Source organism: Cupriavidus nantongensis (assembly GCF_041726985.1).
Lineage (GTDB): Bacteria > Pseudomonadota > Gammaproteobacteria > Burkholderiales > Burkholderiaceae > Cupriavidus > Cupriavidus nantongensis_A.
On record NZ_CP168302.1, the window covers coordinates 2022962 to 2042259 of the forward strand.

The 19298-nt window shown below is 68.7% G+C and carries 13 protein-coding genes; 11 read left to right on the forward strand and 2 right to left on the reverse strand.

Annotated features, from left to right (window positions below):
* Positions 1-95: 95 nt before the first annotated feature.
* The 7 genes from ACEI37_RS08885 to ACEI37_RS08915 all read left to right on the forward strand — a co-directional run bounded on the left by ACEI37_RS08885 (position 96) and on the right by ACEI37_RS08915 (position 8513).
* On the forward strand, positions 96-551 hold the full coding sequence (locus ACEI37_RS08885) for a MaoC family dehydratase (protein WP_373376371.1): 456 nt from the start codon (positions 96-98) through the stop codon (positions 549-551).
* Between the two features lie 13 nt (positions 552-564).
* Positions 565-1767: an acetyl-CoA C-acyltransferase gene (locus tag ACEI37_RS08890; RefSeq protein ID WP_373376372.1), complete on the forward strand. Its 1203-nt coding sequence runs from the start codon at positions 565-567 to the stop codon at positions 1765-1767.
* An 81-nt stretch (positions 1768-1848) separates the two neighbouring features.
* On the forward strand, positions 1849-2811 hold the full coding sequence (locus tag ACEI37_RS08895) for a WD40/YVTN/BNR-like repeat-containing protein (RefSeq protein ID WP_373376373.1): 963 nt from the start codon (positions 1849-1851) through the stop codon (positions 2809-2811).
* A gap of 28 nt (positions 2812-2839) precedes the next feature.
* Entirely contained in the window at positions 2840-5302 is a 2463-nt protein-coding gene (locus ACEI37_RS08900; protein WP_373376374.1) for an RND family transporter, read from the forward strand.
* 22 nt (positions 5303-5324) lie between these two features.
* Entirely contained in the window at positions 5325-6566 is a 1242-nt protein-coding gene (locus tag ACEI37_RS08905; protein ID WP_373376375.1) for an NADH:flavin oxidoreductase, read from the forward strand.
* A 75-nt stretch (positions 6567-6641) separates the two neighbouring features.
* Positions 6642-7718: a Rieske 2Fe-2S domain-containing protein gene (locus ACEI37_RS08910; RefSeq protein ID WP_373376376.1), complete on the forward strand. Its 1077-nt coding sequence runs from the start codon at positions 6642-6644 to the stop codon at positions 7716-7718.
* A gap of 3 nt (positions 7719-7721) precedes the next feature.
* Positions 7722-8513, forward strand: coding sequence for an SDR family oxidoreductase (locus ACEI37_RS08915; RefSeq protein WP_373376377.1), 792 nt, complete (start codon positions 7722-7724; stop codon positions 8511-8513).
* A 40-nt stretch (positions 8514-8553) separates the two neighbouring features.
* Here ACEI37_RS08915 and ACEI37_RS08920 read toward each other — a convergent pair whose 3' ends face one another.
* Positions 8554-10944: a sulfatase-like hydrolase/transferase gene (locus tag ACEI37_RS08920; RefSeq protein ID WP_373376378.1), complete on the reverse strand. Its 2391-nt coding sequence runs from the start codon at positions 10942-10944 to the stop codon at positions 8554-8556.
* 232 nt (positions 10945-11176) lie between these two features.
* Between ACEI37_RS08920 and ACEI37_RS08925 the strand changes: the two genes are divergently transcribed.
* The 4 genes from ACEI37_RS08925 (at position 11177) to ACEI37_RS08940 (ending at position 17958) form a co-directional block, all read left to right on the forward strand.
* Entirely contained in the window at positions 11177-12370 is a 1194-nt protein-coding gene (locus ACEI37_RS08925) for a helix-turn-helix transcriptional regulator (protein WP_373376379.1), read from the forward strand.
* Positions 12371-12517: 147 nt separating this feature from the next.
* Positions 12518-14026: a DUF1254 domain-containing protein gene (locus ACEI37_RS08930; protein ID WP_373376380.1), complete on the forward strand. Its 1509-nt coding sequence runs from the start codon at positions 12518-12520 to the stop codon at positions 14024-14026.
* Between the two features lie 10 nt (positions 14027-14036).
* Positions 14037-15533, forward strand: coding sequence for a DUF1254 domain-containing protein (locus ACEI37_RS08935; protein ID WP_373376381.1), 1497 nt, complete (start codon positions 14037-14039; stop codon positions 15531-15533).
* Between the two features lie 136 nt (positions 15534-15669).
* Positions 15670-17958: an arylsulfatase gene (locus ACEI37_RS08940; RefSeq protein ID WP_373376382.1), complete on the forward strand. Its 2289-nt coding sequence runs from the start codon at positions 15670-15672 to the stop codon at positions 17956-17958.
* Between the two features lie 37 nt (positions 17959-17995).
* On the opposite strand, the gene ACEI37_RS08945 is transcribed toward ACEI37_RS08940, so the two are convergent.
* Complete coding sequence (locus ACEI37_RS08945; protein WP_373376383.1) at positions 17996-19237, reverse strand: anaerobic sulfatase maturase; 1242 nt, start codon at positions 19235-19237, stop codon at positions 17996-17998.
* Positions 19238-19298: the final 61 nt, after the last annotated feature.

Sequence of the window (19298 nt, forward strand, 5' to 3'; positions counted from 1 at the left end):
GGCCCCTCTCCCGCAAGCGGGAGAGGGGAGAAAACAAGCGGGATGCAGGACTCACCGGTGAAGCTTGCACCGATGAGGAATCGAAGGAAACAGCAATGCCAAGAATCTTCCGCTGCGCCGAAGACATCCACGCCGCCGTCGGCCACCACCTCGGCGCCAGCGCCTGGACCCGCATCACCCAGCAACAGGTCGACCAGTTTGCCCATGCCACCGGTGACCACCAGTGGCTGCACGTCGACGCCGAACGCGCCGCGCAGGGTCCCTACGGCGCCTGCATCGCGCACGGCTACCTGACGCTGGCGCTGGTCAACCAGTTCCTGCCCGAGCTGGTCGCCGTCGAAGGCATGAAGTTCGGCGTCAACTACGGCTGCGACAAGGTGCGCTTCCCGGCGCCGGTGCGCGTCGGTGCGCGCGTGCGTGGCGTGGGCGAGGTGGTGCGCGCCGAGACCCTGGATGGCGGCGTGCAGTCGGTGGTGCGCATGACCGTCGAGATCGAAGGCGAGCCCAAGCCTGCCTGCGTGGCTGAGACCATCAGCCGCTACTACTTCTGAACAGGAACACAGCATGAAAGACGCAGTCATCGTCGCCGTCGCGCGCACTCCCATCGGCAAGGCCTTCCGTGGCGCCTTCAACGATACCGAAGCCCCGGTGCTGGGCGGCCACGTGGTGCGCGCGGCGGTGGAGCGCGCCGGCGTGGACCCGGCCGAGGTCGACGATGTGCTGATCGGCGCGGCCGCGCAGCAGGGCACCCAGGGCTACAACCTGGGCCGCCTGAGCGCGGTGGCGGCGGGCCTGCCCGACAGCGTGCCGGGCATGACCATGGACCGCATGTGCGGCTCCGGCCTGATGACGATTGCGGCCGGTGCGCGCGCGATTCAATGCGGCGAGGCCGACATCATCGTCGCCGGCGGTGCGGAGTCGATCTCGCTGACGCAGAACAAGCACAAGAACAGCTATCGCGCCCAGTCCGAAGCGGTGCTGGCGCGCCAGCCGGCGGCCTACATGGCGATGATCGAGACCGCCGAGGTGGTGGCGCGCCGCTACGGCATCAGCCGCGCCGAGCAGGACGCCTACGCCTGGCGCAGCCAGCAGCGCACTGCCGAAGCACAGCGGCGCGGCGCCTTCGATGACGAGATCGTGCCGCTGGAAACGCGGCGCGCGCTGTTCGACAAGGCCGGCGCGCTGACCGGGCACGAGACCGTGCGTCTGGCGCAGGACGAATGCAACCGGCCCGATACCACCGCCGCCAGCCTGGAGGCGCTCAAGCCGGTCTGGAGCGGCGGGCAGGCCGTGGCCGCGGGCGAACACATCACCGCCGGCAATGCCTCGCAGCTATCGGACGGCGCCGCCGCGGTGCTGCTGATGAGCGCCGACGAGGCGCGCCGCCGCGGCCTGCGTCCGCTGGGGCGCTTCCGCGGCATGGCGGTGACGGGCTGCGCGCCGGACGAGATGGGCATCGGCCCCGTGTTCGCGGTGCCGAAGCTGCTGGCGCGCCATGGCATGACGGTGGCCGACGTGGGCCTGTGGGAGCTGAACGAAGCCTTTGCCTGCCAGGTGCTGTATTGCCAGCAGAAGCTGGGCATCCCCGATGCGCGGCTGAACGTCAACGGTGGCGCCATCTCGATCGGCCATCCGTTCGGCATGTCGGGCGCGCGCATGACCGCGCACGCGCTGATCGAAGGCCGGCGCCGCGGCGTGCAGCAGGCGGTGGTGACGATGTGCATTGGTGGGGGCATGGGGGCGGCGGCGCTGTTCGACGTCTTGTAAGCACCGCTGGTTTGCTCCCCTCTCCCGCAAGCGGGCGAGGGGAGCAAACAAACAACATCACTCCAACACGGAGGAGACATCATGAAACGACTGATCGGCATCGCCATGTCGCTGGCTGTGCTGGCGACCGCGGTATGGGCCTTCGCGCCGCGTCCGCTGCCGCCGTTCCCGGCTACCGCGCTGCGCCCGGACGGCCTGCAGGTCAACGGCATCGCCCGCGCCGGCGAGCGCCTGGTCGCGGTCGGCGAGCGCGGCAAGATCCTGTTCAGCGATGACCTGGGGCGCAGCTGGCGCCCGGCAACGGTGGACAAGCCGCAAGGCGCCACGCTGACGCAGGTGTCCTTTGCCGACAGCCGCCGCGGCATCGCGGTCGGCCACAGCGGCCAGATCCTGCGCACGGAAGACGGTGGCGCGCACTGGCAGCAGGTCGCGTTCGATCCGGAATCGTCGGATCCGCTGCTTGGCGCGTTAGCGCAGGCCAGCGGGCCATGGTTCGCGGTGGGCAGCTTCGGCCGTTTCCTGGTGTCGCGCGACCAGGGCCGGCACTGGGAAGAGGCCGCCGCCAGGGCCATGCAGGACCGCCACCTCAACGCCATCGCCAGCGACGGGCAGGGGCGGCTGATGCTGGTCGGCGAGGCCGGGCTGGTGCTGCGCTCGAGCGACGGCGGCAGCCACTGGGAGCCGCTCAAGACCCCTTATGAAGGCTCGCTGTACGGCGTGCTGCCGCTGCGCGACGGCGCCTGGCTGGCCTACGGCATGCGCGGCAACGCCCTGCGCAGCGAAGACTTCGGCACCACCTGGCGCGCGGCGGAGACTGGCCTCAGGACCTCGTTCTTCGGCGGCGCCGAGCTTGCCGACGGCCGCATCGTGCTGGCCGGGCAGGGCGGCGTGCTGGTGATGTCCGCCGACGGCGGGCGCCGCTTCGCCGTGCTGCCGGCGGGCAGCCCGCAGACCCTGGCCGCGCTGGCCCCCACGGGCAAGGACACGCTGGCGCTCGGCGGCAATGGCGGCCTGGCCGGCGCCACGCTGGCCGCCAATCCCTGAAACCGACCGACCGGACGCGAGAACCATCATGACCCGCCCCCAATCCTCCGGCCGCCTCGGCCGCCTCAACCGCTTCGTCGACGCCTGCGCCGGCGTGCTGATGCACCGGCGCCGCCTGCTGCTGTTGCTGTGCCTGGCCGTGACCGTGGCGCTGGGCGTTTCCGCCACGCGCCTGCGGCTCGATCCCGGCTTCAACAAGATGATCCCGCTGCAGCACCCGTACATGCAGGTGTTCACCAAGTACGCCAGCACCTTCTCCGGTGCCAACACCGTGCTGGTAAGCCTGCGCTGGAAGGGCGACGGCGACATCTACAACGCCGCCTTCATGGACAAGCTGCGCCACGCCACTGATGAAGTGTTCTTCATCCCCGGCGTGGACCGCTCGCGCGTGTTCTCGCTGTTTACGCCCAACGTGCGCTACACCGAGGTCACCGAAGCGGGCTTCCGCGGCGACGTGGTGGTGCCCGGGCGCTTCTCCGGCGCGCCGGACGAGCTCGACAAGGTGCGGCGCAACGTGGCGCGTTCCGGCCAGATCGGCCGGCTGGTCAGCAATGACCTGAAGTCGGCGCTGATCCGCGCGGAACTGCGCGAGACCGACCCGGCTACCGGCAAGACCATCGACTACGGCTCGGTGGCGCGCCAGCTGGAGAAGATCCGCGCGCAGTTCGGCGGCACCGATGTCGAAGTCAATATCGTCGGCTTCGCCAAGCTGGTGGGCGATGTCGAAGACGGCATCGCCGGCGTGATGGGCTTCTTCGCGCTGGCCTTTGCCGTCACCGCGCTGCTGCTGTGGCTGTACACGCGCTCGCTGCGCATCACCGCGCTGGCGCTGGTGGTGGCGCTGCTACCGGTGGCGTGGCTGCTGGGGCTGCTGCCGCTGCTCGGCTACGGCATCGACCCGATGTCGATCCTGGTGCCGTTCCTGATCTTCTCGATCGGGGTCTCGCATGCGGTGCAGATGACCAATGCCTGGAAGCAGGAAGTGGCGCAGGGACACGGCCCGCTGGACAGCGCCAGCGCGGCCTTCCGCAAGCTGTTCATCCCCGGCACCGTGGCGCTGCTGACCAATGCGCTGGGCTTCATGGTGATCATGCGCATCGAGATCGATATCGTGCGCGAACTTGGCATCACCGCCTGCCTGGGCGTGCTGCTGATGATCGTGACCAACAAGGTGTTCCTGCCGATCCTGCTGTCGTACACCAGGCTGGAGCCCTCGGCGCTGGCGCGCGCAACGCGTGCATCGAACGCAAAGGGCGAGGGCAGCCTGTGGCACAAGTTCGGCGTGCTGGCGCGTCCGGCGCCGGCACTGGGCGTGTTCGTCGCGGCGCTGGCGCTGCTGGCGTTCGGCGCGATCGAGTCGCGCGGCCTGAAGATCGGCGATGTCGGCACCGGCGCGCCGGAGCTGCGCGCGGATTCGCGCTATAACCGCGACAGCGCCAGCATCGTCAGCCAGTACAACATCGGCTCGGACGCGCTCACCGTGGTGGTCGAGCCCACCGGCTTCGACGACGGCTGCCTGCACTATCCGGTGATGAGCGCAGTGGAGCGCTTCGAGATGCATATGCGCGGCGTGTCCGGCGTGCAGTCGGTGGTCAGCGTGTCGTCGCTGGCCAAGGTGGTGATCGGCGCCTACAACGAGGGCAACCCGCGCTGGGAGGCGCTGCCGCGCAACAGCGCCGGCCTGAGCCAGGGCGCCAAGGCCTTCGACCCCGACAACGGCATGAATACGTCGAACTGCCAGGCAATCCAGGTGCTGATCTACACCGCCAACCACGAAGGCGCGACCATCGCCCACATCATCCGCGAGATCCGCCGCTTCGATGCCAGCGACAAAACCCCGAACGTGGCCTTCCGCCTGGCGGGCGGCAATATCGGCGTGATGGCGGCGACCAACGAGGCGGTGGAAGAGGCCGAGGTCGCGATGCTGCTGGCAATCTTCGGCGCGATCACGCTGCTGTGCCTGCTGACGTTCCGCTCGTGGCGCGCGGTGCTGTGCATCATCGTGCCGCTGACGCTGGTGTCGGTGCTGTGCAACGCGCTGATGGCGCGGCTGGGCATCGGCCTGAAGGTGTCGACGCTGCCGGTGATCACGCTGGGCGTGGGCGTCGGCGTGGACTACGGCATCTATCTGTACGAGCGCATCCAGCACCAGATCCGCGAGGAAGGGCAGGCGCTGCCGCAGGCCTTTGCCGAGGCCATGCGCCAGCGCGGCTCGGCGGCGCTGTTCACCGCGCTGACGATGTGCATCGGCGTGGGCACGTGGGCCTTTGCCGCCCTCAAGTTCCAGGCCGACATGGGCATCCTGCTGGCGTTCATGTTCCTGGTGAACCTGTTCGGCGCGGTGTCGCTGCTGCCGGCGCTGGCGGCATGGCTGGGCGTGGAGCAGGAGGAGCGCGCCCGTGCCCGGGGCGTGGCCGCCAGGCTGGCCGGCGCCGCCATCGGCGGCGACAGCGCGCCGGTGACGCATGGTCTGAAGTCAGACGCGGCCTGAACATCACCACCGGAGAGACTGCATGCCCGAGATCCAGACCTCCGCCGCGCCGGCCTTCACGCCGCTCCGCATTGGCCCGCTGACGCTGCGCAACCGCTTTATCAAGGCCGGCGCGAATGAAGGCATGACGCCGCAAGGGCTGCCGACCCGGGCGCTGGTGGAGCACCATCGCGCCATGGCCGCGGGCGGCGTGGGCATGACCACGGTGGCCTACGCGGCGGTTGCCGACGACGGGCTGACCTTCGCGCACCAGCTCAGCATGCGCGCGGAGCTGGTGCCGCACCTGCGCGTGCTGACCGACGCGGTCCATCGCGAAGGCGCGGCGGCCTGCCTGCAGATCACGCACGCGGGCTCGTTCACCACCATGCGCCACGGCGGCAGCCGGGCACCGGGCAGTGCGTCGTCGGGGCTCAATGCCTTCGGCATGATGCACGGCGTGTATTTCCAGCGCGCCATGCGCGCGCCGGACATGGAGCGCGTGGCCGGCCAGTTTGCCGCGGCCGCACGGCTGGCGCGCGACGCCGGTTTCGACGCGGTCGAAATCCACATGGGGCACGGCTACCTGCTCAACCAGTTCCTGTCGCCGCTGAGCAACCGGCGGCGCGATGCCTTCGGCGGCAGCGTGGAGAACCGGAGCCGCTTTCCGGCCGCGGTGCTGCGCCGGGTGAAGGACGCGGTCGGCGCCGACCTTGCGGTGTGCTGCAAGCTCAGCGTCAGCGACGGCGTGCCGGGCGGCAACCAGCCCGAAGACTCGGCGCTGACGGCGCACCTGCTGGAAGCGGAGGGCGCGGACCTGCTGACTCTCAGCGGCGGACGCAACGTGGAAAGCCCGTGGGCGCTGTTCGGCAGCCCGATGCCGACCACGCAGATGAAGGCGGCGGCGCCGACCGCGCTGGCGCGCCTGGGCATCACCATGCTGGAAAAGCGCACGCCGCGCGACCTGGTTTTCCGCGAACTCTATTTCCTGGAAGCCTCGCGCGTGGTGCGGCAGGCGGTGCGGATGCCGCTGGCCTATATCGGCGGGGTCAAGTCGCTCGACAACGTGGCGCAGCTGATGGGGGAGGGCTTCGACGCCGTCGCCCTGGCGCGTGCGCTGATCCACGACCCGGCGCTGGTCTCCGGCTGGCGCGCCGGCGCGCTGCGGCGTTCGGCCTGTGACAGCTGCAACGGCTGCGTGGCGCGCATCTACGATCCCGCCGGCGTCAGCTGCGTGCATGGCCCGGGCAACGACCCGGCGCTGACCCGCATGGTTGCGCTGCAGTAGTCCGATGGGACGATGAGGGCCGGGCCGGACGCCCCTATCTTGAAAGTCCCACGGGATTTCAAGGAGACAGACGCCATGAGCGTACAAGGCTACAAGATCGAATCGCGCCCGCCCGAGGCCCGCTACGCGCGCGGCTGGCATTGCCTGGGCCTGGCTGACAGCTACCGCGACGGCAAGCCGCACACGCTGGACATCTTTGGCAGGCGCCTGGCGGCGTTTGCCGACTCGACCGGTGCCATCCGCGTGATCGACGGCCACTGTCCGCACATGGGCGCCGACCTCAGCACCGGCACCGTGCAGGGCGACAACCTGGTGTGCCCGTTCCACGGCTGGCAGTGGGGCGGCGACGGTGGCTGCAAGTCCATCCCCTATTGCAAGCGGGTCCCGCCCAAGGCGCGCATCGGCGCCTGGGAGACCTGCGAGCAGAACCGCCTGCTGTTTATCTGGCACGATCCCGAAGGCCGTCCGGCCCCGCCGGAAGTGGCCATTCCGCGCATCGACGCCTGCTTCTCGGAAGAGTGGTCCGACTGGGCCATGGACGAGATGGTGATCCAAACCAACTGCCGCGAGCTGGTCGACAACATCTCGGACATGGCGCATTTCGGCACCGTCCATGGCGCGCCGGTCGACTACTTCGCCAACCTGTTCGAGAACCACAAGGCCACCCAGCTGATGATCGGCCGCAGCGCGCGGCTCTCCGGCGACTCGCAGCTGACCGCACTGTCGACGTACTTCGGCCCGGCCTACCACATCACCGACATGAGCGGCCGCATGGGCGACCAGGAGATCCATTCGGTGCTGCTGAACTGCCATGTGCCGATCGACCTGAACAGCTTCGTGCTGCGCTACGGCGTGCTGGTGAAGAAGGTGCCCGGGCTGTCAGACGAACAGAACCGCGCCATGGCGCAAGCCTATGTCGACCAGGCCCGCGCCGCATTCTACGAGGACGTGGCGATCTGGGACAACAAGATCCGCATCGACAACCCGCTGCTGTGCGAAGGCGACGGGCCGATGTACCAGATGCGCGACTGGTACCAGCAGTTCTATACCGACGTCGAGCAGGTGCGGCCGTCCAGCGTGGCACGGCGCGTGGTCGAGATGAACCCGGGCAACATCGAGCCGCCGTTGCTGCGCCACGTGTTCGAGGACTGAGCCATGAAAACAGTGGTCGTTACTGGCGCCGCGTCCGGCATGGGCGCGGCGGTGCGCCGGCGCATGCTGGCCGACGGCTGCCGCGTGATCGGGGTCGACCTGCGCGATGCGGACATCCTGGCCGATCTGTCCACCGGGCAGGGCCGCGCCGCGGCCATCGACGCCGTGCTGTCGCAGTCGGGCGGCCGCATCGACCAGTTGGTCTGCTGCGCCGGCCTGGGTCCGCATGTCGATCCCGCTACGCTGGTGGCGTCGGTCAACTACTTCGGCGTGGTGGCGTTACTGGATGGCTTGTTCGATGCGCTGCGCCAGGGCTCGGACCCTGGCGCGGTGGTGGTGTCGTCGAACTCGGCGACGCTGCAGTCCTGGGAAGGCAGTCCGCTGCGCGACGCCTACCTGGCCGGTGACGAGGCCGGCGTGCTGGCCATGCTGGCCGCCGCCGCGCAGGCCGAAGCCACGCGCGACCAGGCCGGGTACATCGCCTACGCCAGCTCCAAGCATGCGGTGACGGCCGCCGCGCGGCAACGCGCAGCGGCGTGGGGAAGGGCAGGAGTGCGCCTCAATGTGGTCGCGCCGGGCGCGGTCGAAACGCCGCTGCTGAAGGCGGGGCTGGCCGACCCGCGCTATGGCGATGCCATCCGCGATTTCGTTGCGCCGCTGGGCCGCCGTGCGCAAGCGGAGGAGGTGGCTGCGCTGATCGCATTCCTGTGTGGGCCGCAGGCGGCTTATATGCACGGCAACGTGGTATTTATCGACGGCGGCCTCGATGCCGCGCAGCGTCCGCTGACGTTCTGAGCCGCGCCCCCGCCATCGCCCGCGGCGGGGGCGCGGGTGTCTAGCGCAGATCGATAGTGACGTTGTCGATGTCGCCGGCGAAGCGGTAGTCGCGCGGATAGTCGCCGACCGGCGACTGGCTGTCAGTCCCAACATCGAACGGCTCGCTGATCGAGAACAGCGCCGGGACGGTCCGCTCGATGCGGGCCTGGCCCGCGCTGCGGCCATTGACCAGCAGCGTTGCCATGCCGCCCTTGCCGCGCCCGTTGCCGTCGTAGGCAAAGTCCAGGCGAACCTCGGCGTCACCGGCGGGCAGGCCCACTGCGCTGGTCAGCGTCGTGCGCTTGCCGGCGAACGCATAGGTGTACACGGGCTGCCCGCGCTCGTTCACGTACAGCGCCCAGCCCGAACCGGAGCCGCCTTGCGCGGCAAGCACGCCTTGCACGCCGGACGCGGGCGCGCGCACCCTTGCGGTGATGGTGTAGGACCGGTTCTTGAGATTGGGCGCACTGGCTTCATTGATACCGACCGCGCCGGGGTAGTAGACGAAGCGGGTGCGTCCCGCGGTCAGGCTCGGGCGCAACTGCGCCTGTCCGGCATCGTTGGTCAGCGACAGCCGCTCGGCGAAGCGGTCGTCCAGCGGCAGCACCTTGTTGGCTTCTGCTTCTTGCCAGAACAGCCGCTGCAACTCCTCGAGCTTGCCCGGATGCTGCGCGGCGAGGTCATGCGCCTGCGTGAAATCCTGGTCGAGGTGATAGAGCTCCCATGGCTCGGTGCCCAGCGCGCTCGGGCCCCTGGCCATGACGTTCCACGGCATGTGCGCCGGCCGGGTCGAGGCCATCCAGCCGTCATGGTAGAGCGCGCGGTTGCCCACCATCTCGAAATACTGGGTGCGGCGGCGCGGCGGCGCATCCGGGGCGTCGAAGGTGTAGAGCAGGCTTTGTCCATCCACTGGCTGCTGGGCGACACCGTTGACCTGCTTCGGCACGGGAATCCGCGCCGCTTCCAGGATGGTCGGCATCAGGTCGCTGACATAGCTGAACTGGGTGCGCAGTCCGCCCGGCGAGCGAATCCGCGCCGGCCAGCTGATCACCATGGGATTGCGGGTCCCGCCCAGGTGGGAAGCCACCTGTTTCATCCATTGGAATGGCGTGTTCATGGCCCATGCCCACGGCGCGGCGTAGTGCGGCAGCGATGCCGGGCCGCCGATCTGGTCGAGGCGCCCGGCAATGACGGCCGCATCCTCGGCGACGCCATTGAAGCTATCGATCTCGTGGAAGTGGCCATGCAGGCCGCCTTCGGCGCTGGCGCCGTTGTCGCCGACGATGTAGACGAAGAGCGTGTTGTCGAACTGCCCCATGCGCTCCAGCGAAGCGGCCAGGCGTCCTGCCTGGGCATCGGTATGGGCCAGGAAGCCCGCATATGTTTCCATCAGGCGCGCGGCGACCTTCTTTTCGTCGGGGGCAAGACTGTCCCACGCGGGCAATTCTTTCGGTCGTGGTGTCAGCACGGCATCGGCGGGCACCACGCCTTGTGCCTTCTGCCGCGCGAAGATTTCTTCGCGCACCTGGTCCCAGCCCTGGTCGAAACGGCCCTTGAAGCGATCGATCCATGGCCTGGGGACTTGCAGCGGCGCATGCGTGCCGCCGGGTGCCCAGTACACGAAGAAGGGCTTGTCCGGCGCCACCGATTTCTGCTGCTGCATCCAGGCGATGGCCTGATCGGCCAGGTCCTCGGTCAGGTGGTAGCCCGACTTGTCGGGCCGGCGTGCCGGTGCGGTGTTGTCCACCAGCGCGGGCTCGTACTGGTCGGTCTCGCCGCCGAGGAAGCCGTAGAAGCGCTCGAAGCCCTGCCCGGTGGGCCAGTGGTCGAACGGCCCGTTGAAGGATGACTCCCACACCGGAGTGTTGTGCCACTTGCCCCATGCCGAGGTGGCGTAGCCGTGCTGGCGCAGGATCTCGGCGACGCTGGCGGCGCTCTTCGGGAGGAGGCCAAGATAGCCGTCGTACGGCGTGCTCAGCTCGCTGACCACGCCCCAGCCGACCGCGTGCGGATTGCGCCCGGTGAGTAGCGCGGCGCGTGTCGGCGAGCACATGGCCGTGGTGTGGAAGCGGTTGTAGCGCAGTCCGCGGCTGGCAAGCGCATCGAGTGCCGGCGTGGGAACCAGGCCGCCGAAGGTGCCGGCAGCTCCGAAGCCGACATCGTCAAGCAGCACCACCACCACATTCGGCGCACCCGCCGGGGCCTGTTGCCACTGGCGCGCCGGCGCGGTCGAGTCCTTGTAGGTGTGGCCAATGATGCCAGGGCTCGTCTTGATGTCGGAAAGCGGCAGCGTCAGCCCGCTGGCATCCGGCAGGGTGCCAGCGTATGCCGGTACGGTCACGGTCGAGTAAAGCAGGGCAAGGCAGGCAAGGGCGCCGGCCTTCAGCCGGCAAGGGGCTGGTGGACGCATTGGCGGAATCTCCAGGCGAGGTTGTGTCGGGAGACGATAGGCGGGGGCGGCGTCGGCGCACCACCTCGGAATGGAGTAGACGGCCCCTGCCGACATGGACGATGCGGGACGAGGGCGAACGATCGGCGGCCATGCCGGCATGCCTTCGGGTGAACGCCAATAGCGCTCGCCACGGCGGGCGTGGAACAATCCCGTCGGCAAATTTTCACCTGGACACGAGAGGGACAAGTTGATGGCGACTACCGGGCACTTGGTCGAGCCGTCAATCTATGCATTGGCGGGCTTTTCCGTTGCACAGTATGGCGAACTGCTCGACGCCATCTATCGCGGGCCGCTCGAGGAAACCCCATGGTCCAGCGCGCTCGAGTCCGTGCGTGTCCTGCTCAACGCCTGCTCGGCGACCCTGGTCCTGCGCCCGCCCACGTTCGACCGCCCCGGCTCGATGTTCAACATGCCGCCGCGGGACACTTACCGGCGGCAGGGCGTCACGTACAACAGCTACTACCACTCGCTGGACCCGTTTGTCGACCTCCCGCCGGGCATGGTGACCACGGTGGACAGGTTCGTCGGCGCCGAGGCATGGTGCCGCAGCCCGATCTACCAGGAACTGCTCAAGGACCTGGACATGCGCTATGTGCTCGGCGCGGATATCCAGACCGCCGACGGCGTGGTGTGCCGCTTCCGCCTGTGCCGGGGCCATGACGCGCACGACTTCTCGGAGAAGGACCAGGCCATCTGCCTGGCGCTGCTGCCGCATATCAAGCGCGCGGTCGACCTGTATTCCCGAATCGACGTGGCCGAATCCGAGCGCGGCCTTTACGAGTATGCGGTGGACCGCATGCTGATCGGCATGGTGCTGCTGGACGACCAGGGCATGGTGCTCAAGGCCAATGCGGCCGCGCGCACGCTGCTGGGCGAGAATGACGGTATCCGCCTGCGCGGCGGCAAGTTCGAGTTTGCGGACACGCGCGATCGCGGCCGCTTCCGTGAGCTGGTCAGGCGCTCGATCGATTCGATCTCGGCCACGCATGATGACGGCGCCGCCGTGCCCATGGTGGAGGCGATGTCGCTGGCCAGGCCTTCCGGCACGGGCCGGCTGGAGGTGCTGATCCGCGCCATCCCGATGCGCGAGTGGTCGGACGAAAACAAGTGGTGCCCGGCCTGCGTGGTGGTGATCCGCGACCCTGCGTGCAGCGCACAGACCTCGGTCGAGGTCTTGCGCCAGTTGTTCGACTTCACGCCGACGGAGGCATCGCTGGCACTGCTGATGGCCAACGGCGCTTCGCTGGAGGACGCGGCCGAAGCGCTGAAGGTCAAGACCAATACCGTGCGCGCCCATCTGCGCGCGATCTTCCAGAAGGCGGGCGTCACGCGGCAGGCGGAGCTGGTGCGCACACTGCTCAACAGCGTCGTGTCGCTCAGCTGAGCCAGGCACGCGGCGCGTCGCGGCGCCACCCATATTTGTAGTAGAGGCCTCTTGCCCAGGCAGACGATGCCGGCCGCCGGCGTTGCCGGGACACTGGCATGCGTGGCGGCGCAGCGTGCCGCCTTCTTTTGCTCAAGGAGCCTGCCGATGAACGCCAACTGGATGCGGCACGCCCGCATCGCTGTCCTTGCCCTCGCCTGCCTGCAGTCCCACGCCTGGTCCGCGCCGGCGCCGGCACCGCTACCCGCCGCTGGCATCGATGCTCGCATAACGCCCGCGCAGATCGAAGCGCTGACTCGGCAGGCCTACTTCTGGGGCCTGCAGCAGACCGGCTTCTACGAGCTGCGCTACGTCTTCACGCAGGCGCAGCAGATGCCGGCCTACCGCGGCATCAACCGCCTGGCGCAGAACCGCCAGCTGTTCACCGCGAGGGAGCGCTTCGCCACCACCCCGAACGCCTCGACGCTGTACTCGGGCGGCTTCTTCGACCTGTCGCAACAGCCGGTGGTGGTCAGCTCGCCCAGGGTCGACGATGGCCGCTACTGGAGCATCCAGGCACTGGACCAGTACGCCGACTGGTTTTTCATGGTGGGCAGCCAGTTCACCGGCAACGCGGCGCAGCGCTACCTGATCGTCGGGCCGGACTGGAAGGGCACCTTGCCCGCGGGTTTCCGCGGCACGGAGGTGGTGCGGGCGCCTTCCAACGCGTTCTCGATCACGCTGCGCGTGGCGGTCACCACGCGCGATGCTGCCGACTTCGCGGCCGCGCACCGGCTGATGGACGGCGTCAGTGTCGAGCCGCTGGAGCGCTGGCAGCGCAACGGCGGCAAGCCGCTGGCGCTGGCCGAGGTGCCGAAGCAGCCCGCCAGCTACCGCACCTTTGCGCGCATGGCGCAGATTCCCGATGTGGCCAATTCGATGACCGCGACCGACTACCTGCAACTGGCCAGCCTGGTGATCAACGACGACACCCTGACCCAGCGCAGGGACTCGGTGACCGAGCGCGAGACCTTGCGCGCGCTGGCGCCGCTGGGCCTGCGCAAGGGCGTGCAGTTCGATCCGCAGCGGCTTACGCCCGCGCAGCGCCGCGCCGTGCAGCAGGGCTTCGACGCCGCGCGCGCCGAGGCACGCGCGGCATTCAGCGCGGCGCAAGTCGACATGAACGGCTGGAAGCTGCAGAGCAGCCTGTTCTACGACCGCAACGACTACAAGGTCAGGGCCGGCGCCGCGGACATCGCCTGGGGCAGCCCCGTGCCATACCAGTCGCACACCATCGCCTATGCCATGACAGACGCGCATGGCAAGCCGCTGGACAGCGGCGGGCGCTACACCATGACGCTGGACATGAAGAACTTGCCTCCCGTCACCGAGTTCTGGGAGCTGCCGGTCTACGACGACCACGGCTACTTCGTCGACAACCCGATCGACCGCTACAGCGTGACCAGCTACCAGGTCGCGGCCGGCCAGTTCGCGGTGAAGGACGGCAAGCTCACCTTGTATTTCCAGCGCGACCAGCCGTCCGACGCGGCACAGGCGCGCAACTGGATGCCGCTGCCGGCCAAAGGTCCGTTCCGGCTGGCGGCACGTTTCTATGGGCCGACCGCGCCGCTGGTCGACGGGACTTACGCCATGCCGCAACTGGTGCGGCAGGACTGAGGAGATGGCAATGAGATGGCAAAAATCGGCGCGGCTGGCGGCGGCCCTTGTTGCCGCTGCCATTGTCGCCGCGGCAAGCGGCCTGGCGCACGCCGCGGGCGGGAGCGCGGCCAGGCCGGATGGCACCCTGGCCTTCGCGGCATCGCACTATCCGGAGGGTGATACGGCAGCGCGGCTCTATGACGAGCTCGACTACCAGCGCGCGGTGCAGGCCTATATCTGGGCGCAGCCGCTGGTCGGGCTCGCTGCCATGGCCGAGGGCGCGCGCCGGATCGGCATCCGGCCGATGGAGCTGTTTGTGTTCGACCAGCTGGAACAGGTCAACCAGCGGCTGCAGACCGGCAACGACGACGTGGTCTATTCGTTCAGCTATTTCAACCTGCGCGACAGCGGCCCGCTGGTGGTGGAGATTCCGGCCGGCAACCAGTACGGCGTGATGCTGGATGCGTGGCAGCGGCCGATCGAGGATGTCGGCCGGATCGGGCCAGATGCCGGCAATGGCGGCCGTTACCTGATCGTGCCGCCCGGTTATCGCGGCGAGCTGCCGGCGCACGGGTATCTGGTGCGCCGGTCGCCGACTCACCACGGCATGCTGTTCCTGCGCGCGGTGCGCAGGCCGGGCGAAGCCATCGAAGGTGCCGTGGCACGGCTGGCACAAACCAACCTGTATCCCTTCGCGGCACGGGCCGCGCCGCCGCCGCTGCGCATGCGGCGCATGGGCATGGACGACTACGACGGCCTCACGCCCCAGGGCCTGGACTTCTTCCGGCTGCTGGCGCAGCGCGTGACGGAAGAGCCGGGCGAGGAGCGCGACCGCATGATGCTCGGCATGCTGGCCACGCTGGGTATCGAGCTGGGCAAGCCGTTCGCGCCGGATGCGCGCCTGTCCGCCATCCTGGAGCGCGCCGCGCGCACCGGACGGATGATGGTCGCGAACCTGGAATTCAATCCACGCAAGCCGCGCGGGCGGATGTTCAAGGACACGCAGTGGCGTGCGGCAACCGGGATGTCGCACTACACCCAGGAACTGGGTCCGCGCACGGAGATCGACGAACGCGCGGCACTGTTCCGGTTCGGCTTCGGCATGCACAAGTTCCTTGCGCCCGGCTACAAGCCGCTGGTGGGGAAAGGTGCGATCTATGCAACCACCTATCGCGATGCCGGCGGGCGCTTTCTGCAGGGCTCGTCCACCTATCGCCTGCGCGTGCCGGCGGACGTGCCGGTCCAGGACTATTGGTCGGTATCGGCCTATGACGCGGACACCTTCAGCTTCGTGCAGGCCGACGAGCGGCGTCCGTCGCTGTCTTCGCTGAGGGAACTGAAGCGGAACGCCGATGGTTCGGTCGACCTGTACTTCGGGCCCGCGGCTCCCGCGGGCATGGCGTCGAACTGGATCCAGACCGTGCCGGGACGCGGCTTCTTCCTGCTCTACCGCCTGTATGGGCCGACCGAGGCGCTGTATGCGGGCAAGTGGCAGCTCGGCGACGTCATGCCGGCGCAGCCGTAGCGGCAGCCCGGCCGGCGTTCGTCCGGCCGGATTGGATAGTCCGGGCGGACGATGACCGCGGCGCGGCGTGACAGGAACAATGCGGGGTGGGGCAGTGACACGCCGCCGCACCGGCCAACGATATCGCAGGACGCCTATGCCATTCTCCCGGAAGTTCATCACCACTTGCCTGGCGCTGGCCGCCACGCCGGCCTACACACAGCACGCCCCGGTCGTTGCCGGTGCGGAAAGCAGGCCGGCGTACCAGGTCAAGGCACCGGCGGGCGCGCCCAACGTGGTGATCGTGCTGCTCGACGATGTCGGCTTTGGCGCGGCCTCGACCTTCGGCGGCCCGGTGCAGACGCCGGTGCTGGAATCGCTGGCGCGCGAAGGCCTGCGCTACAACAACTTCCACACCACGGCGATCTGCTCGCCCACCCGCTCGGCACTGCTGACCGGGCGCAATGCGCATGCGACCGGCATCGGCGCGGTGGCGAACGTTGCCGACGAGCGCCCGGGGTACAGCAGCTTCCATACCAAGGACACCGCCACCATCGCGGAGGTGCTGCGCCAGAACGGCTACAACACCGCGGCGTTCGGCAAATGGCACCAGACCCCGGACTGGGAGCTGTCGCCAAGCGGCCCGTTCGACCGCTGGCCGACCGGCGAAGGGTTCGAGCGCTTCTATGGCTTCCATGGCGGCGAAACCGACCAGTACGAGCCTTCGCTCTATGACGGCACCACGCCGGTGATGCGCCCGCCCGGGCGCGACTACCACCTCACGTCGGACCTTGCCGACAAGGCGATCGACTGGCTGCGCGTGCAGCACGCGGTGACGCCGGACAAGCCGGTGTTCCTGTACTTCGCCCCGGGTGCCGCGCATGCGCCGCTGCAGGCACCGAAGGCGTGGATCGAGGCATACCGCGGCAAGTTCGACCAGGGCTGGGACCAGCTGCGCGAAGAGATCTTCGCGCGCCAGAAGGCACTCGGCGTGATCCCGTCCAGCACGCAGCTGACCTCGCGCATGCCGGACCTGCCGGCGTGGGACACGCTGACACCGGAGCAGAAGCGGGTCGCGTCGCGGCTGATGGAGGTCTATGCCGGCTTTCTCGCGCATGCCGACGCGCAGGTCGGCAGGCTGGTCGAGGCGCTGAAGGCGAACGGGCAGTTCGACAATACGATGTTCTTCTACATCGTCGGCGACAACGGTGCCAGCGCCGAAGGCGGCCTGCTTGGCAGCGCGAGCTATTTCGCGCCGGTGCAGGGGCTGCCGGAAAGCGATGCCACGCGGCTGGCGCAGCTCGAAGCGCTGGGCGGACCCGGCACCTATCCGCACTATCCCGCCGGCTGGGCCTGGGCGCTGGACACGCCGTTCAAATGGACCAAGGCGGTGGCGTCGCACCTGGGCGGCACGCGCAATCCGATGGTGGTGACCTGGCCCAGGCATGCCGCCCAGCGCGGCGGGCTGCGCAGCCAGTTCGGCCACGTCAACGACATCGTGCCCACCATCCTGGAAGCCGCAAAACTCCCGGCGCCCACGGTGGTCAACGGCATCGCGCAGAAGCCGATGGATGGCGTGAGCCTGCTCTACACCTTCGCCGATTCCAGGGCGGCGACGCGCCATACCACGCAGTACTTCGAGGTATTCGGCCATCGCGCGCTCTACCAGGATGGCTGGATGGCGTCGGCCTTCCACAGCCGCCGTCCGTGGACCGTGATCGACTATGGCCAGAAGAAGTTCGAGGACGACCAATGGGAACTCTATGACCTGAACAGCGATTTCTCGCAGGCCCATGACCTGGCGCAGCGCGAGCCAGAGCGGCTGGCGCGCATGCAGGCATTGTTCCAGCGCGAGGCGCAGCGCAACCAGGTGCTGCCGCTGCGCAATATGTCGCCGAACCCGGCCAAGGCACTGCCGTCGTTGTCGGCGGGCCGCACCAGCATGACGTTCGGGCAAGGCGTCGTCGGCGTGCCCGAGTCGGCCTTGCCCAAGACCTATAACCGCTCCTGGAGCGTGTCGGCAACCGTCGATGCCGGTGAGCGCGCGCGCGGCGTGATCGCCACGCTGGGCGGCCACAGCGCGGGATGGTCGCTCTACCTGGACGGCGCCGGCGTTCCGGTGTTCAGCTACCGCCTGTTCAACCTGAAGACCGTGACGCTGCGCGGGCCGGCGCCGCTGACCGCCGGGCGCCACCAGTTGCGCTTCGATTTCCGCTATGACGGCGGCGGCTATGCCAGGGGCGCCGACGTGCAGTTGCTGGTCGACGGCAAGCCCGCGGGCAAGGGCCGCTTGCCGGCGAGCCCGCCCGGCTTCTACACCATCGACGAGACCTTCGATGTCGGCATCGACCATGGTTCGGCCGCGGGCGACTATCCCGCGGACGCGCTGCCGGGCTATGCGTTCAGCGGCGGGCGCATCGAACAGGTTTCGATCGACCTGCGCTAGGGGCGGGGGGCGCCTGCGGCCCCTCTGTTCGCCTGCGCTACGGCGTGGCCGGCGCACGCAGAACGACGGCCCGGGTGATGTCGCTGGCCGGCCTGCCAGCGCGGATCAGTTCGGACATGGTGCGCAGGTACGGCGCCACGTGGCCGAAGAAGCGGTAATAGCCGTCGCAGAGGTAGTTCAGCCCGGGCTCGCCGTCCCGCGTCGTGGTGAAGCGGTGCTTCGGGCAGCCGCCCCAGCAGCCCTTCAGCATCTTGCAGCCCACGCATTGCCGCGGCAGCGAGCGCAGCTTGTCCTGGCCAAATGCATGCTGGGCCGGTGAGTCGACCATCTGCGCCAGCGACGCGGTGCCGAGATTGCCGAGCCGGTACGCCGGATAGACGTAGTGGTCGCACGCATAGACGTCGCCGTTGTGCTCGACCACCACGGCCCGGCCGCAGGTCGGCTGGTGATGGCAGGCAGCGCCCGGTTCCCCCATGTAGTTCGCCAGCGCCCATTCGAAATTCATCACGTGGACGGTGCCGACATCGCGGCGCACCCACACGTCGAAGATGGCATTGAGGAAGTCACCGTAGCCGCCGGACGGTACCGACCATTCGGTCACGCTGCCAGCGGCGCCGGGCAAGGCTTGCGCCAGCACTTTGCCGCCCGGACCATGCAGCGTGAGTCCGATGGCACTGTCGGCCGCGCCGGGGCGGCGTTCCACCACCGGAATGAACTGGATATGCCTGACGCCGTGGGCGCGCAGGAACTCGTAGGTCCGCAGCGGCTCGGCCGCGCTGCGGCGGTTGACGCAAGCCAGCACGTTATGGCGGACCCGATGCGCCTGCAGTGTTGCCAGCGCGCGCATCACCAGCGCGTGGGTCGGCTGGCCACCGGCCGAGACGCGGTAGGCATCGTGGATTTCCGCCGGGCCATCGAGCGACAGGCCCACCAGGAAGTCGTGGCTGGCGAAGAAGGCGCACCATTCGTCGTCCAGCAGCAGGCCGTTGGTCTGGAAGCTGTTGCGGATGGACCGTCCTGCGCGCAACTGCTGCTGCAGGTGGACCGCCCGGCGGTAAAAGTCCAGGCCCAGCAGCGTGGGCTCGCCGCCTTGCCAGGTGAAGACGACTTCGGCGCCAGGGGGATGCGATGCGATGTAGTTGCGCACATAGGCGGCCAGCACATCGTCCGGCATGCGGCGCTTGCGTTCGCCGGCGCCCGGTTCATACAGCGCGGCTTTTTCCAGGTAGAAGCAATAGGCGCAGTCCAGGTTGCAGTCGGATCCGCTGGGCTTGGCCATCGCATGGAACGGCCCGGACTGGTGCGAGAGGGAAGGCGGGTGGGGAAGAGCGTGGGAAGGC

Excerpts from the sequence above, each read along its gene's own strand:
- ACEI37_RS08940 (WP_373376382.1), top strand. The coding sequence starts at position 15,670 with ATGCCATTCTCCCGGAAGTTCATCACCACTTGCCTGGCGCTGGCCGCC.
- ACEI37_RS08920 (WP_373376378.1), bottom strand. The coding sequence starts at position 10,944 with ATGCGTCCACCAGCCCCTTGCCGGCTGAAGGCCGGCGCCCTTGCCTGC.
- ACEI37_RS08900 (WP_373376374.1), top strand. The coding sequence starts at position 2,840 with ATGACCCGCCCCCAATCCTCCGGCCGCCTCGGCCGCCTCAACCGCTTC.
- ACEI37_RS08945 (WP_373376383.1), bottom strand. The coding sequence starts at position 19,237 with ATGGCCAAGCCCAGCGGATCCGACTGCAACCTGGACTGCGCCTATTGC.
- ACEI37_RS08910 (WP_373376376.1), top strand. The coding sequence starts at position 6,642 with ATGAGCGTACAAGGCTACAAGATCGAATCGCGCCCGCCCGAGGCCCGC.
- ACEI37_RS08895 (WP_373376373.1), top strand. The coding sequence starts at position 1,849 with ATGAAACGACTGATCGGCATCGCCATGTCGCTGGCTGTGCTGGCGACC.
- ACEI37_RS08925 (WP_373376379.1), top strand. The coding sequence starts at position 11,177 with ATGGCGACTACCGGGCACTTGGTCGAGCCGTCAATCTATGCATTGGCG.
- ACEI37_RS08915 (WP_373376377.1), top strand. The coding sequence starts at position 7,722 with ATGAAAACAGTGGTCGTTACTGGCGCCGCGTCCGGCATGGGCGCGGCG.
- ACEI37_RS08905 (WP_373376375.1), top strand. The coding sequence starts at position 5,325 with ATGCCCGAGATCCAGACCTCCGCCGCGCCGGCCTTCACGCCGCTCCGC.
- ACEI37_RS08890 (WP_373376372.1), top strand. The coding sequence starts at position 565 with ATGAAAGACGCAGTCATCGTCGCCGTCGCGCGCACTCCCATCGGCAAG.
- ACEI37_RS08885 (WP_373376371.1), top strand. The coding sequence starts at position 96 with ATGCCAAGAATCTTCCGCTGCGCCGAAGACATCCACGCCGCCGTCGGC.
- ACEI37_RS08935 (WP_373376381.1), top strand. The coding sequence starts at position 14,037 with ATGAGATGGCAAAAATCGGCGCGGCTGGCGGCGGCCCTTGTTGCCGCT.
- ACEI37_RS08930 (WP_373376380.1), top strand. The coding sequence starts at position 12,518 with ATGAACGCCAACTGGATGCGGCACGCCCGCATCGCTGTCCTTGCCCTC.